General features: G+C 65.6%; 17 protein-coding genes. 8 read left to right on the top strand and 9 right to left on the bottom strand.

The window, feature by feature from the left end; translation table 11 throughout:
• Window positions 1–372: 372 nt before the first annotated feature.
• From HPY32_RS41365 to HPY32_RS41345, 5 genes are all read left to right on the top strand, one after another.
• Window positions 373–762, top strand: coding sequence for a hypothetical protein (locus HPY32_RS41365; protein WP_067586909.1), 390 nt, complete (start codon window positions 373–375; stop codon window positions 760–762).
• The gene (locus HPY32_RS41360; protein WP_082871277.1) at window positions 759–1,367 is read left to right on the top strand and encodes a DUF3558 domain-containing protein; all 609 of its coding nucleotides are present in this window, start codon (window positions 759–761) and stop codon (window positions 1,365–1,367) included. Before HPY32_RS41365 ends, HPY32_RS41360 begins: the two co-directional genes overlap by 4 nt.
• Window positions 1,368–2,484: 1,117 nt before the next feature.
• A complete protein-coding gene (locus HPY32_RS41355; RefSeq protein ID WP_156674395.1) occupies window positions 2,485–2,754 on the top strand; it encodes a hypothetical protein in 270 nt (89 codons plus the stop codon).
• Entirely contained in the window at window positions 2,751–3,041 is a 291-nt protein-coding gene (locus tag HPY32_RS41350) for a hypothetical protein (protein ID WP_156674396.1), read from the top strand. Before HPY32_RS41355 ends, HPY32_RS41350 begins: the two co-directional genes overlap by 4 nt.
• The gene (locus HPY32_RS41345; RefSeq protein ID WP_067586920.1) at window positions 3,042–3,806 is read left to right on the top strand and encodes an ESX secretion-associated protein EspG; all 765 of its coding nucleotides are present in this window, start codon (window positions 3,042–3,044) and stop codon (window positions 3,804–3,806) included.
• A 119-nt stretch (window positions 3,807–3,925) separates the two neighbouring features.
• Here the strand turns inward: HPY32_RS41345 and HPY32_RS41340 are convergent, their stop codons facing one another.
• Entirely contained in the window at window positions 3,926–4,435 is a 510-nt protein-coding gene (locus HPY32_RS41340) for a DUF6461 domain-containing protein (RefSeq protein ID WP_216676727.1), read from the bottom strand.
• Window positions 4,435–4,602, bottom strand: a complete 168-nt coding sequence (locus HPY32_RS44235) for a hypothetical protein (protein WP_197696471.1) — start codon at window positions 4,600–4,602, stop codon at window positions 4,435–4,437. The genes HPY32_RS41340 and HPY32_RS44235 overlap by 1 nt, the downstream gene beginning before the upstream one ends.
• Before the next feature lie 255 nt (window positions 4,603–4,857).
• On the opposite strand from HPY32_RS44235, the gene HPY32_RS41335 reads away from it, so the two are divergent.
• On the top strand, window positions 4,858–5,322 hold the full coding sequence (locus HPY32_RS41335) for a GNAT family N-acetyltransferase (RefSeq protein WP_067586925.1): 465 nt from the start codon (window positions 4,858–4,860) through the stop codon (window positions 5,320–5,322).
• A gap of 229 nt (window positions 5,323–5,551) precedes the next feature.
• Here HPY32_RS41335 and HPY32_RS41330 read toward each other — a convergent pair whose 3' ends face one another.
• The 6 genes from HPY32_RS41330 to HPY32_RS41300 all read right to left on the bottom strand — a co-directional run bounded on the left by HPY32_RS41330 (window position 5,552) and on the right by HPY32_RS41300 (window position 12,494).
• A complete protein-coding gene (locus tag HPY32_RS41330) occupies window positions 5,552–5,791 on the bottom strand; it encodes a hypothetical protein (protein ID WP_067586927.1) in 240 nt (79 codons plus the stop codon).
• A 51-nt stretch (window positions 5,792–5,842) separates the two neighbouring features.
• Complete coding sequence (locus HPY32_RS41325; RefSeq protein WP_067586929.1) at window positions 5,843–6,040, bottom strand: hypothetical protein; 198 nt, start codon at window positions 6,038–6,040, stop codon at window positions 5,843–5,845.
• A 572-nt stretch (window positions 6,041–6,612) separates the two neighbouring features.
• A protein-coding gene (locus tag HPY32_RS46895) for an IS630 family transposase (protein WP_444939652.1) occupies window positions 6,613–7,685 on the bottom strand; the annotation gives its coding sequence in 2 pieces (ribosomal slippage) (window positions 6,613–7,148 and window positions 7,148–7,685; 1,074 coding nt in all).
• Window positions 7,686–8,354: 669 nt separating this feature from the next.
• A complete protein-coding gene (locus HPY32_RS41310; RefSeq protein WP_067595615.1) occupies window positions 8,355–9,821 on the bottom strand; it encodes an aminotransferase class I/II-fold pyridoxal phosphate-dependent enzyme in 1,467 nt (488 codons plus the stop codon).
• A 364-nt stretch (window positions 9,822–10,185) separates the two neighbouring features.
• On the bottom strand, window positions 10,186–12,027 hold the full coding sequence (locus tag HPY32_RS46405; RefSeq protein ID WP_197696472.1) for a thiamine pyrophosphate-dependent enzyme: 1,842 nt from the start codon (window positions 12,025–12,027) through the stop codon (window positions 10,186–10,188).
• Window positions 12,024–12,494, bottom strand: a complete 471-nt coding sequence (locus HPY32_RS41300) for a (Fe-S)-binding protein (RefSeq protein WP_067586930.1) — start codon at window positions 12,492–12,494, stop codon at window positions 12,024–12,026. The genes HPY32_RS46405 and HPY32_RS41300 overlap by 4 nt, the downstream gene beginning before the upstream one ends.
• A 188-nt stretch (window positions 12,495–12,682) precedes the next feature.
• Between HPY32_RS41300 and HPY32_RS45985 the strand changes: the two genes are divergently transcribed.
• Entirely contained in the window at window positions 12,683–12,817 is a 135-nt protein-coding gene (locus tag HPY32_RS45985; protein WP_269456505.1) for a hypothetical protein, read from the top strand.
• Window positions 12,818–12,963: 146 nt separating this feature from the next.
• Here HPY32_RS45985 and HPY32_RS41295 read toward each other — a convergent pair whose 3' ends face one another.
• Complete coding sequence (locus HPY32_RS41295; protein ID WP_067586933.1) at window positions 12,964–13,611, bottom strand: TetR/AcrR family transcriptional regulator; 648 nt, start codon at window positions 13,609–13,611, stop codon at window positions 12,964–12,966.
• 89 nt (window positions 13,612–13,700) lie between these two features.
• Here HPY32_RS41295 and HPY32_RS41290 point away from each other — a divergent pair, with 89 nt between their 5' ends.
• Complete coding sequence (locus HPY32_RS41290) at window positions 13,701–14,504, top strand: class I SAM-dependent methyltransferase (protein ID WP_067586935.1); 804 nt, start codon at window positions 13,701–13,703, stop codon at window positions 14,502–14,504.
• The last annotated feature ends 33 nt before the right edge of the window (window positions 14,505–14,537 follow it).

The raw sequence follows: 14,537 nt of genomic DNA, 5'->3' as shown, positions 1-14,537 counted from the left end.
ATGCAAAGAGGAACTGTGACACCACTCGCCAGGTTTCGAGCTCGTTCTCGCAGAGCCGCGGCCCGGGCGTGGTCGACTACAGGTCGTGAACAAGACAGTGAAGTCCGCCATGGTGGCGGGCGCACGGTGAGGCGGCCCCGCCAGCTCGTCCCCTTGGCGCATCAGGCTTTCCACCACGATCTCGACGGTAGCTTCACCGGCGCGGTGGCCCTGCACACCTCGAACAGAGCCACGGATCCTCCTCCGGGAGCAGTATCGTCGTGGTGTCCGATTTCAAACCCCAGACAGCCTCGACCGGCGAAGCCGGTGCGCGCCCGCCCGGCTTCCTTGCTGCTAGCCTCTGTACACCGGCAGACGCACAAGGGGGCAGCAGTGGCGCAGAAGGTGACCATCGACTATGGGCAAGCCGACATCGCGGCCTTCAAGCAGGGCGCGCTCAGCGGGCACATCAAGTTCGATCCTGACGTGGTCGACGACATGGTTCGCGTATACGACGACTTAATCGATGGCTTGCAAAAGGAAATCAAGAGCATCGAGAAGATTACGAATGTGAACAACTTCGGTGGATTTCCATCGACGCAGCAGCTTGCAGAAGGCTTCGGGAGGAAGGCGGACGAGTATGCCACTGTGCTGAAGCAATTCGTAGTCGGTGCGACGCAGTTGCAGGAAGCCTATCTGATCGCTGGCGGGAAAATTAAGGATGCCGAAGCGAAGAATGCTCAACTGATTCGCATAGCCGGGGAGGGGAATCCGGCTCAATGAAGAAAAGTAACTTGGTTGCGCTGATCAGCCTGGTCGCCCTCACGTCTGGTGCATGCGGGAACGATAACAAGGCCGGTGGGCAGTCTACCGCCACAACGCCGATGGTGACGCATCCAAGCGTCGCAGTCTCCGTCTCACCGGCTCCTGCTCAACAGAACAACACGGGACGCCCTGCGGTGACGTTCGATCCATGCGTGGACGTGGGTGACTCCACGATTCAAAAGATGGGTTTCGACCCCATGACGCGCAAGCGCGGTGATATGACGGCGGAAACCTACACGTTCCTCGGCTGCGACTTCGAACACAAGAATAACGATGGCCGTACCGACTGGATGCTCACCTTGATGGCAACCAACATCACCATGAGCGAAGTGCGCAGCAAGTACAAGGATACTGTCGCAAATACCTCAATAGCGGGTCATGACGCAGTCACGTACACATTGAGTACCGAAGCCACAGGCGACACCTGCTTCTTGGCAATGGACTCCCCAGTGGGAGTTCTCGACCTCCAGCTGGACAGGAATCCGGTACGCGCGTCCGGGGAGCCGTGTGATCGGATTCGCGAGATCGCGCAGACCTTGCAAGAGGACCTGCCAAAGAAATAGAGGTCCTGATCGGGTGATGTATAAAACTCAGGCCGTCGACGTGGATGCGCGGAAGATAGCAGAATAGAGGATACGTGTCCGGGCGGTCGTCGAAGGAGTTACAGTTCGCATCACTGCACTACGGCTCGTCGGCCCGACAGGCGCTGGCCTCGATGCCAACCCGACGGACCGCGATAGCCGGTCGATCGTATTGGGGGTGAAACCTTGACCAGTGATCAGAGTCCGCAGAATTCGGCGATCGTCCCCTTGCTGTTCGGTGGCTCGATCGATGCGGTGACGCAGAAGGCGACGACGCAGCAGCAGAACGCGTACAAGAATGATCAGGTGATCGGTCGTCCCGGTGTCGACCCGCCGTATGTGACAAACCAGGAGCCGCCGCCGGAAACGATGACTCACCAGCAGATCTACAATGCCGCGCACAGCATCGACAAGGAAGCATTGTCGAAGCTGGTCAACGCGTGGGCACACTCGTCGATCACCGTCACCAGCTTGTTCCAGTTGCATCGCATGGGTGTGGAGCGGGTGTTGCAGGGCCGGTGGGAGGGCCAGGCGGCCGATGCCGGACATCAGGCATCGATGCGGTTCGCTCACGCAGGTGAGCAGACCGGGCAGGTCGCGGAATCGGCGGGGTTCCGGCTGGATTCGATGTACAACGCGGCACTCGCGTTCGCCGTCGCGGTGCCGCCGGTACCGAAATCGACTGCGCCGGACCCGGACAACCCCAGCGAGTCGGTCCTGCCCGGCCTCGTCAGCGGGGCGAAGGATCGCGCCGACACCACTGCGGCGAATGCGGCCAGGTTGCAGGCGATCGATGCCGTGCACCGCATCTATCTGCCGATCTTCCCGCCCTCCGGACAGAACGTGCCTGCCCTCGTTCCGCCACCGCCGACCGTGAACGGCGGGGATGGCGGCACCGGAGGTGTGAGTACCGGTGGTGGTTCAGGTGTCGGCCCCGGAGGGGCGGGTACGACGGGCACGGGAGGTGACACGCCCGGTGGTTCGTCCGGCTCCGGACAGCAGGACCCGCAACAGGACCAGACATCCCCGGCCGGTGCCGATTCGGCGAATACTCCCGGTACTACGACGCCTGCTGGCGTGACCGGTCCGGGGAGCGGGAGTGGTTCTGGCACAGGCGCGGGAGCACCAGGTGCCGTTGGAACGGCAACGACCCCTGCCGGAGTCTCGGCCCCGAGCTCGGGAGCGGGTCTCGGCGGCATTGGAGGTGGGCCCAGCGGTGGTGGCTATTTCGGGACCGGAGGCCGCGGGGGTTCTGGCGCGGGTGCAGCCGGTCCGGGTTCCTCACGCCCAGGGGTCCCGGGCCAGCGTGTACCGGGTGCTGCTGCCGCGGCTTCCCGTGGCGCGGCTGCTGGACCTGCTGGCCCGATGAGTCCCATGTCGCCGGCCGCGCCGGGGCGCCGCAAGGACGAGGACCGCAGCAAACCGGTCCCCGACTACCTGAAGCGCGTGCAACCCGAACTGGCCGATCTGCCACCCGCATCGACCGGTGCGATCGGCGGCGACTACGCCACCTGGCAGGCCCCGGATTCGGCGCCCCCGAAACAGCCGACCACTGCCGCCGCACCCGATTCCGATCGCTCCCAAGGAGTTCCGATCCGCTACGACGACGACCCACCCCCGGGCTCCGCGCAACCTCCACGGGAGACAGGTCGCTGAGTGCGGACGCAGACTGTATGGGACTTCACCCCGGACGAATTCGCGTGGGTATGGGCCGAGACAGGATTGGCGGGGGAGTACCCATACCCGATCAGCATCATCGAAACACCCGCTCCCCCTGACGAATACGCACATCGTCGAGCCGAGATCAGCGCCCGATACCCGCACCGCGGCGACCCCGATCTGACCTGGCCGCTGCGTGCGCTGGCGAAGCCGGACCTGCGGCTGATCTGCACCGGCAAGTTCCACGGCTCGCCGAAGCGGGTGCGGTCACTGGCCGCCGCGCACGCCGACCTCGGCGTGATCCTGTTCCAGAAGTCCGGTAGCACAGTCGATTTCGGTGGCGACATCAAGCTCGTGGTAACCCGGCGGCGCAACCTCGGCACGCATCTGGCCGCGACCATGCCGTCCGCGCGGCCTGGTGCGGCCGGGCAGATGATCGGCTACACACCGCGCGTGCGGGGCGAGCAGCCGCCGTCCTCCTGGCGCGTGGACGACGGTGGCCGCGAACCGATCGAAGAACGAATCCGAACCCTGCTGCGAGCACCACGGACCGCCGAGGGGCACCTGTGCATCGAGCGCCACCTGCACAGCCGGAACCCCTCACCGCCGGTGTACCTGAACTGGATCGACATCCGCGACGACCACCCGGCAGCCGGACGCTACCTGATCGCCGTCGATGACAACGACACCATCGTCACCCCAGCACCCGAAGACACGATCGCTCGGGAACTGCACCATCGCGGTGAACTCGACCGGCTCTGAAACCTGCACTGCTTGTAGGGTCTCAGAACTCGTGACGGAATCTCAGAATGAGTGGCGGTGATGCGGCGGATCCGCCGTGGTTCTGAGATTCCGTACTCGTCGCTGCGGCTACTGGGCGATCACCTGTACGCGACGGGTCCGACGAGCATCACGCGATCGAGGACTTCCGGGATGAACCGCACTTGGGTGAGCTTCGCGGCCAAGGCGAAAGCACTCGGCAGGGCAGAGAAGTAGTCGCTCTCGGCCCTGTCATCCTCATCGTCCCAGTCGTCCGCGTCGTCGCGATCGTTCTCGTCGTCCCGCCTGTCCACCGTCATGCCGAGTTCCCGCATGAACCCGTTGAGCCGGTCGGGCTCGGAGCCGTGTCGAAGGTGGGGGCAGTCCAAGGGGGGGTAGCCCGTGACAATCGTGCCGTCGATCGCGTACGCGAGGCTGTCCTCGGCGTAGTCGTGCCGAGTGATGGCCAATACCTCACCATCACGCGACAATTCGGCCAGAACATCGGGGAGCGTGGCCATCCACCCGATCGGCTCGATGGCCACGCTCCACTCACCGACCTGCACGACACCCACGGTGCCTCCCCCGGATCCGCCGCCGGTTTCGATGGAGAACTCGGTGGCCTGCTCCATCAGCCGGCGAAGCCCGATTCCTGGCCGTGATCCTCGCCGCGGCTGAAACGGCGCACCACCTCCGACGGGTCGAGCCCGCGGAAGAAGGCCACGGTGAAGATCTCGCCCAGCAAGCAGTCACCGCCGTGGAGCCACCGGAATGGGGCCAAGGGGTCGGAAGACGTCATAGCGTGCATGATGGCAGGCGTTACCGACAATCGACCTGAGACAAACCGGAAACACCGAGGTCAGCCAACCGGCGCGTGCCACGAATTTTGAGACCCTGCTCTGCTCCAAACGATTAACCCTCGCCGTCGATACGGCTTGGGTTGTCCGGTGCCAGTCAATCGTCCCATTTGCCAGTAGATCGTCCTCAAGTTGCCTACTCTGCCAGCATGGTTTGCGTCCATCCACCGCTGTCCTGACCATGGCAGGATGGCGCCGTGGTGGAGATCAGCTTCCTGACCGAGCCTGACCGCGCATGCTGGGAAGTGCTGGCCCGCGGCAAAGACACATTCTTCGAGGTCGAACGCAGCGACGACGACTACGAACGGACATGGCGGCGCCTGCTCGCCGACGAGCAGATACGCGGGATCGCCGCCCGGCTTGACGGCAAGATGGTCGGCATCGCGCACTACCTGTTCCACGCCAGTGTCTGGTATGCCGGGAAATGCTATCTGGCGGACTTGTTCGTCGATGCGGAAGTTCGACGGCGGGGTGTTGCGACGGCAGTGATCGAGTGGGTGGCGCAGGACGCCGAAAAGCACGGCTTCCCGGGCCTCTACTGGAACACGTTGGAAGACGCCCCAGCCCGCGCCCTCTACGACAAGGTGGGCAAGTTTCACAAGGGGCTCATCCACTACGCCTACCGGCGCGACGCGAACCAGAGCTCCATCCAGCCGGGATAGGGCGAACTGGACCGGACCAACGAAGGTCAGCCAAATATCCCGGCGCCATCGCACTCGTCCCAGCGATCCTCGGCACGCGCGAAAACGAGCAAGATCAAGTAGCGAACTCGCCCGCCTCCGCAGCTCCCGAACGACCCTGACCTACACCCCCGTTCGCCACTCAAAATTCCTCATCCACAGGTCAGAGCACCCACACCAAGGACGATTCACTGTCACAGGACATGGGTGGTCATCGCAGCCACTCCGGCAAGTCGTCGGCCCATACCGGTTCGGCGTTCGGGTCGTCGGTGACGCGTTGCCACAGCAGCGAATGCGGCGGGTTGGAGTGGGGATGTAACCGGTATCCGGCGCGTTCGGCGGCGGTGATCATCTTGGTGATCCACTCCGCACTCTTCGGATCATCTCCCGGCGGGTCGTCCTCTCGATCCGCGCTGTGTTCCGGCGCGCTGTCGTGTTGCCCGGATTCCATTGCACTCCTTCACCTCTGACAGGGGACACGGCGGTCGATGCCGAAGCAGCTCTACTTGTCCGAGTCGTCCATCGGCACGAACTCCGGCGGCGGGGGTGTTCCCGGTAGCAACGGGATGGCTCGGCGTCCGACATGAAAACTGTCACCGGGTGGTTTGAGGTAGGTGGACGGGCGCTCCACCAGCGCGCGTGCTTCTTCCTCGGTGTACGGCCCGTAGACGGCCGACGGATAGGCTCGGTGCATCGTCATCGTTTGGCCTCGCTCTTCCGTGATTCGAGTTGAAATGCAAATAACGGCAACAGCATTGATAAATCGGGGTTTCTATTCCGGCCGCCTCTCGGGGCGGGGTTATGGCTACAGCTGCTCTCGTGATGGAACACCTCGGCGCGGGAATCCGAAGTAGCACGATCGCATGATGGGAGTCGAAAGTCGCTGGATCGCCGACACGAGTTCGGCAGCGAGCCGCCCACTCGTTCAGCTCCGAAGCCTCACGCGGCAGTATGAAACTTCCGGCACAACCAGCAATGAAGCCGTACACCACCGCTTCCAACCCCTCGCCTGCCTGCTGTTCGGCTTGCCGGGTTCGCGTGCGCTCCCACATCCGTCGGCCCTCTTCGGTCAGCGTCCACACCGGCCGGGACCCCGGACCCGCCGGACGCACACCGACCACCAAACCGTCGCGCTGCATCGTCTCGAGACTCTTGGTGGTTCCCGACGAACTGATCCTTCCCAAACGGACCGCGATATCCCACGCGGTACACCCGTTCGTCGACTCGGCCAGGAAGGCCAACACCGTTACAGAGGCTGATTTCGTGTTGTCGTCATGATCGTTTCGGGGTGGGTGTGAGTCCGGTTGCGGTGAGGCAGCCGTCGATCAGGTTGGGGTGGTAGCCGATGCGGTGCAGGTCGCTGCGCACGATGCGCATGAGGTGGTCGGGGTCGGTGATGATGCGGTTGGCCAGCCGGCCTCGCCGCAGTAGTGACCAGATGCCTTCGGTCGGATTCAGATCGGGCGCGTAGGCGGGCAGTTGGTAGACAGTGAGCCAGTCGTGGCCGGTGACGAATCGGCGCATGCCGGCGGTGAGGTGGGTGTTGAGGTTGTCCCAGCAGACCACGATCGGCCCGCCGAGTTGCCGGTGGGCGGCGATGAGCAGGTCCCGGTAGTCGGTCCAGGCGAAGCTCTTCCTGCCCGAACTATTTCGGTCGTGCCGATACGGTCGCCAGATCAGCCGGGACCGATGGCCGGGCTTGTAGCAGGTCAGCGCGGCGATCGATATCCGGCGGGTGGTTCGGCCCCGGACCCGCACGATCGGGGTGTGCCCGCGTGGCGCCCAGGTCCGTGCGGTCGGCGGCGTCATCGTGAACCCGGCTTCGTCTTCGAACACGACCCAGGCTCCGAGCGCCGCCGCGGCGGTTTTACGTGCGGCCACACGTCCTTCACCCACGTCGCGACCGCCGCGTCGTCGCGTTCGACCGCCCGGCGGGCAGGTTGCTGACGGCTCCACCCGTGCCGGTGCAACAACAACGACACCCCCTTGATCGTGTAGGAGATGTGGAACCGGCGCCCGATCACGGTCTTGATCCTGGCCAGAGTCCATTTCTGGTCCGGCCAGCCGTGCTCGGCCGGGCCCTTGGCCAGCTCGTGTTCGAGTACCTGGAACTGTTCGTCGGACAGCAACGGCAGCGACGCGGGGCCCTTGGACCGCAACGCTTCCCGCCCCGCCGATCCCCACGCCTGGCGCCACCGTTGCACCGACCGCACGCTGACTCGCAGCCGGTGGGCGATCACCGCATTGTCCTCGCCCCGGGCGAAAGCGTCCGCGGCTTCCAGCCGCAACCGCTCCCGCAACATCCGTCGCTCGGCGGTCAGCCCACCGCCTTGCGGATACCGCACCCACCAGATGTACCCCACCCACCAGCCACGGCCGTCAAGCCCAGCGACAACACGAATTCAGCCGCTGTAGCCAGGCCGTGAATAGTGGACAGCTGACGTGACAGGTCATGAGAGCGCCTTGTTTGCTGACTGGATGCCGGAAGAAAAAATCGTCGGCGTGTCGACGCGGCGACACGCCGATGGTGGTTGGCTGGCCGCTGCGCCGGATGCTGTGGGACTCGGGAGGATCGGCTCGACTTCGCAGTCGGCACCCGGAATGATGGTGCGGGAGTGGGACAGTGGGACGTGGGAAGTTCCGACCTGCCTCCGGGGCTCTCCACGCATTCTCCAGATCGGCCACCGCGACCGGCTATAACAGATCATCGGGCGGGTAGCGATTGATCGGAAATCCCTGGCAGCTGCCGATACCGATGGTGAGGGCATGGGAGTGTGGTCACATGCCCTCATCTCCGCTTTAATACCCCGTACGGATATGCGGCAGATCCCGTCACTGTCCCGCTGCTCATATCGGATCGATGGGATTCGCTGGGACACGGCGGGAACGGTCGGGCTGATGCTAATGCAGTTCAGAGCGTAAAAAGCCCCCTATCGGGCTGTTGTCGGCGAAGACCGAGATCATGAAGGAGATCATCGGGCGGTCGCTGAAACTTGCTTGATAGCCGGATCGGTTCAGTGGGCGACGACTCGCAGGGTGCTCGAGGTCGGATCGGCGGGGTCGGGGACGTTCATTCCCGCGTCCAGGCCGGTGCGCAGATAGTCGACGACCGCGCGGTCGATGAGTTCGCCGGGGACCAGTACGGGGATACCGGGCGGGTAGGGGGTGACCTGTTCGGCGGCGACTCGGCCGGGTGCCTGCTCGATCGGGATCGACTCGCACGGCCCGAAGAACGCCTCGCGCGGACGCAGCACCGATGTCATTTGCAGGTCCCGGGGTTCGGGCAGCACCATCGGCGGGGCGGTGGGGCCGCGAAACCGGGTGCGCCACGCTGTGAGCGCATCGATCAGCGCGTCCACGGTGGTTTTGTCGTCGGCCATCGACAATGTCGCCAGGATGCGACGGTGGTCGCTGAGACCGAGATCGAGACGGCGGTTCTCCCGCAGCCAGTCGGCGACCTGGTAGCCGGAGGCGCCGGTGTCGGAGACATCGCAGAGCACTTGCAGCCGGTCGAGTTCGTGGGAGGCTTCGGCGCCGAGCAGTTCGTCGTGCATGACCGTCACACCGGGTATCGTCGCCAGCCCGTCGCGGGTGTAATCCGCGATTTCCAATGCGGCGCCGAGTAATTCGTGTCCCTGCTCGACCATCTGCCGGCGCCAGCCGTCCATCGCGGCGTACAGCAGCACGTTCGGGCTGGTGGTCATGAGCAGATCCGCGCAGAGCTTCAGGCGGGATCGGTCGACCAGCTCACCCTGGATATGGAATACCGAACCTTGTTCGAATCCCGCACCCATCTTGTGCACGCTCACCACACAGACGTCCGCGCCCGCGTCCATGGCCCAGCGCGGCAGATCCTCGTGGAAGGGCAGGTGCGCGCCCCACGCCTCGTCGACGATCAACGGCTTGCCACGTTCGTGGCACACCCGTGCGATACCGGCGATGTCGGCGCAGGTGCCGTACGGGCTGGGGCTCACGATCAACGCGCCGGCCGCGTCGGGATGCCGCTCCCACGCCTCTCGCACCGCCTGGGGCGACGGAGGATGCGAAAAATGGCGGGCCGCATCCCATTTCGGGGTGACCCAATACGGCTGCACCCCGGAGAACACCAGCCCGGCGACAACAGATTTGTGGCTGTCCCGGCCCAGGATCAGCCCGCCGTCCCCGCCCGCCACGGCCATCATCGCCGCCTTCACCGACAGCGAGCTGCCGCAGGTGGAGAAGAAGGCCGTCTGGGCGCCGACCGCTTCGGCCATCAGCTCCTCGGCGTCACCCAGCAGATGGCTGCGCGTGAGCCGATCGTCGATGCCGGGGGCGGCGAGAACATCGCAGCCCAGTGCGCCGCCGAGCACCGCACGCACCCGCGGGTCGGCGCCACGGCCTTGGCGGTGCCCCGGCGGGGTGAAGCCGTACCGGCCCGATCGCTGATACTCCGCCAGCGCCTCGAGCATCGGCGCACGTGCTTGCCCCCGGTCGGTGGTCATCTCGTTCACCTACCTGTTGTCGACGGTCTGGGTATCGCGATCGCGGTCCACGCCCAAAGCCCTCGACGCTCGAGATTGCTCGCGGACGCGGCGGATACGGGCGGCTCCGGTCTTGAACAGCGGCTGTTCGGAGGCCGGATCGATAACGGTGCGGGTACGCGGGCCGGGTAGGCGGCTTGAGATGCCCGCTGTGGCAGTGCTGGACATGTGCTCGCGTTACCCGGCCCGACACGGGCCAAACTGCCACCGCCACGGCCTGGTGCGTCGATAGATGTATCGGGTGCTCGAGGTTGCCATGCCGGGATGTCCGCGGAGAAGGCCACGGGAATGCTCGATCTCGCAGTGATCAGGCTGCTTGCACGGTTCACTTCCGGTCGCGACGATGCACGACGGGGCGGGCGACCTTGCCGACGGCGTCGGGGATGACGTGCCCCGGGCTGGCGTCGAAGGTTGCCTCGTCGAGCATGTCCTTGACCATCTGCGCGGCGATGCGGCGCCGGTTCGGAGTGCCCGCGCGCAGCGCACTGGAGAGCTTCTGCAACTGGTCCTTGGTGACCTTCGCCGGGATGGGTGGTTCGTGCTCGTTCACGACGCATTCGACGATGACGGGTCCGGCGCAGTTCAGCGCTTCCAGGAGCTGGTCGCGACATCGCTTGGGGTCGTCGATGCGGAATCCGGTGGCGCCGCAGGCTTCGGCGAATTTCACGAAGTCCAGCGGGGCCATGTTCACGCCGTATTCCGGATTGCCGAGGAACACCATTTGCTCCCATTTGATCAGGCCCAGGGTGTCGTTGCGGATCACCACCACCTTGACCGGCAGCTCGTGCTGGACACAGGTGAGGAAGTCGCCGAGCTGCATGGTCAGCGAGCCGTCACCGGTGTAGGCCACCACCTGACGGCCCGGATAGGCGGCCTGGGCGCCGATCGCGTACGGCAGCGCCGCGGCCATCGAGCAGTTCGTCCCGCTGAAGCTGAACCGTTGTCCCGCACGGATTTTGAGCTGCCGGGCAATCCAGGTGGTGACGGTGCCGGAATCGCCGCAGATGATTGCGTCGTCGCTGAGTGCGTCGTTGAGGTACCAGGTGGGGACCTGCGGGTGCATCGGGGTCTCGGTGCGTGTCCCGCGTTCTTCCATCAGCTCCCACCAGTCGCGCATGCCGCGCCGGGCCTCCGCCAGGAAGCTGCGATCCTCGTTGCGGGGCAACAGCATCGCCAGCTCCGCGAGGGTCGCCCGAGCATCGCCGCACAACGCGACGTCCACCGGGTGCCGTAGTCCCATGCGCTCGGGCTTGTCATCGATCTGCACGCAGACCGCCTGCCCCGGAGCCGGATAGAACTCGGTGTAGGGCATGGTGCTGCCGACGATCAGCAACGCATCGCAGTTCTGCAGAGCGTCCTCGCTGGGTCGGCTGCCGACCAGTGCGATCGGACCGGTGGTGTACGGGCTGTCGTCGGGCACGCAGTCCTTGCCCAACTGGCCCTTGATGATCGGGGCGCCCAGCTTCTCGGCCACCTGCTCCAGTTCGGCGCCGGCGCCGCGGGCACCGGCCCCGGCCAGGATCGCGACCTTGGTCCGGCCGGTCAGCGCCCCGGCGGCCCGCCGCACCAGCTCTCGCTCCGGAACCCGCACCGGCGGTTGGTAAGTCGCCGAGGTGTGTCCGGGCACGTTGCGCTGGAAGCGGGTACCGGAGTCGGCGTCGGCGGCCTGGAAGTCGATCGGGAAGGTCAGATGTGCCGGACCACGGTGGGTCAGTGCCGTGCGGCAGGCGTAGTCGGTCACGTTGAGCACGTGCTGCGGACCCATGATGCGGGCGTTGTAGATGGCCAGATCGTTCATCACGTAGTCGGTGTTGATGTCCTGCAGGTAGGACGTGCCGACCAGGTCGTGATAGGTCATGCCGGTGATCGCCAGCAGCGGCGCCTGCTCCACCTTCGCATCGAGCATCCCGTTCATCAAGTGGATCGCCCCCGGGCCGGAGGTGGAGAAGCAGACACCCAGTTTGCCGGTGAACTTCGCGTAGCCGACCGCCGCCATCGCGGCGACCTCCTCGTGACGCACGTGAATGTAGCGAATATCGTTGTGCCGCTTGCGTAATGCGTCCATCAGGCCGTTGATGCCGTCGCCCGGCAGGCCGAAGATGGTATCGACGCCCCAGTCGATCAGCCGATCTACCATGACATCGGCGGCGGTGTGCTGTTCGGTCACGGATACTTCCCCTTCTCCTCATGGATGGCCAGTCGAATCGCCTCGGCCAGGTGCCAGGGCCGCCGGCCGGTTGCCTGGGTGATCTGCTCGCGGCAACTGAAACCGTTGGCGATTACGCATGTTTCGGGCCCGGCCCGACGCACCTCGGGCAGGATCACCCGCTCACCGGCCGCCATCGACACCCGGTAACGCTCCCCGCTCTCGAACCCGAAACTGCCTGCCATTCCGCAACATCCGGAGTCCGGGTAGCGGGCGTTCATACCCATCGCGGTGAGCAGGACGCGATCGGCGTCCGGACGCAACACCGCATGGTCGTGACAGTGGGTCTGTACCAGCGCTTCTCGTGGCAGTGCCGGCGGGCGGTAGTCGCGTTCGGTGAGGAATTCGCCGAGGGTGCGAGCGGCTCGGGCGAGCCGAAGGGCGTCGAGGTCGTCGGGAAACAGGTTGCCCAGCTCGTCGCGGAACACGCACTTCCCCCGCTACACATTCCCGCAGTGCGTCGACCAGCCGCCTTCGCTCAACCTCCCGCATTCGCCACTCCTTCGCCGCCGGGCTCGGTGACAGTGGCGCGATACCCGCGGTCGGGGCAGCGAAACGAAGCCGCCCGAACCAGCAGCCCGGCGGCCGCCAGGCCGTCTCGGATCTGGATGCCGCAGTGGCCGAAATCGGTTCGCGCGGTGTCGATCCGGGGCCGTTTGTGCTCGTCGGTCCGGAAGGTGCGGCGCGCCGCAGGGCCCCGTTCACCGATCCGGACGGCAACTCGGTGTTCGTCATCGAGATCGCGGAGTGACGCCTGGGACGGGTCACCAACCCGCGTTCGCTCCCGCAGCGGTGTCATCGCAACACTTCATCGCTCGAGGTGGGCGGGAAGGTTTTTGGGGGTCGGTGAGTCAGGGCGCGGGCCGGATGATGGCGTGGAGGGGATGCGTTGCCGGGCTACGTGTTCGAGGTGGCTGGCTCTGCTGTCGCCCGTTGTCTGTCGGTGGGGGCCGCCGGGTTGCACAGGCGCATTGTGCTGTCCCGGAGCAGGGTTGCCGCCTCGGTGGCGGTGAGTTGTCCGGCGGTGACTTGGTCGGCGGCGGTGCGGCAGAGTCCGAGGATGGCGGCGACGAGCCAGGTGGTGGGGAGGGTGCGGTCGAAGTCGCCCGTGTGTTGGCCACGCTGGATCAGCCGTTCGAGCCGTATAGCCACGTCTCGGTCGGCGGCGGTGTCGATCGATCGGGAGATTCGGGTCAGGGCCGGATCGAGGAGGAAGGGGTATCGATCGAGAATTTGCCAGCAGATGTCGAGGAATCGGACCAGCGCGTCGGCGGGCGGGCGGTCATCGAGATCGGCGGCGGCGATCGCGACGAGGGCTTCGGCTGCGGCGGCCTCGACAACGGCGAGGATCAGCGCATCGCGGGAGGGGAAGTGGGCGTAGACGGTCTGACGGGTGACACCGGCCGCGGTGGCGAGGTCGTCCATGCTGGCGTCGGGGCGCTCGCCGAGCACGGTGCGGGCCGCTTCGACAATCGCCTCGATACTGCGCCGGGCATCGGACCGGCGGCGACGGGTCGGCGTAGCGGGATCGAGCGTGTCTGCCATCAGCGCAAAGATAGCTGCCGCATCGGAACATTGACAAGCTGTAAGAAATCGCTAACCCTTACAGCATGTCAAAGATTCGGGACAGTGAGATGGCTCGTCGCGACACGATCGTGCGGACGCTTCGTCGGCACAACGCCGATTACGGGATCGACGGGGACTTCAATGCCGTGTCGGCGCGGGTGCAAGCGGCGGGTATCGCAACCGGGTGCGCGGCCCTGCTGGTGTCGACGTGGGTGTGCCTGGCCAGAGGTAAGCCGCGTATCGCGGCGGGGTTGAGCGTGGCGAACGCGTTGATCATCGAGACGGTGGCGTTCTACGTGCACACCTCCCGGGCCGGGAAATTCGCCGCGTGGGCGCGGATCCTGGCTGGGCTGGGGCTGTCTGGTGACGAGAGGCTGCTCGACCTCGGCTGCGGGCGTGGCGCGGTGCTGCTGGCGGCGGCGAAGCTGCTGCCGCGGGGGCGTGCGATCGGCGTGGATGTGTGGCGCGCCGACCAGACCGACAATTCGGCGCAGGTCACCCTCTCGAACGCGGCGCTCGAGAATGTCGCGGACCGGGTCGAGGTACAGACCGCCGACATCACGCGGCTTCCGTTCGAGGACAACAGTTTCGACGTGATCGTCAGCAGTCTGGTCATCCACAACATCGCATCCCGGGCGGGCAGGCAACAGGCCGTCGCGGAGGCGGCCCGGGTACTTCGGCCCGGAGGCAGGCTCGTCATCGCCGATCTGCTCGCGACCCGCCGACACGCCCGCTACTTGCGCGAACTCGGTTTCGACGACGTGCTACGTCGAAACCTCGGCTGGCGAATGTGGTGGGGCGGCCCATGGTTCCCCACCCACCTGGTCACCGCGACAAAACCTACAGCGAGCCTCACCGAATCGACCGCGTGAGGACCAGCCCGCCGCGTCGGGCGACCCTCGCTG

Source organism: Nocardia terpenica (assembly GCF_013186535.1).
Lineage (GTDB): Bacteria > Actinomycetota > Actinomycetes > Mycobacteriales > Mycobacteriaceae > Nocardia > Nocardia terpenica.
This window is presented reverse-complemented; position numbering and strand designations above follow the sequence as displayed.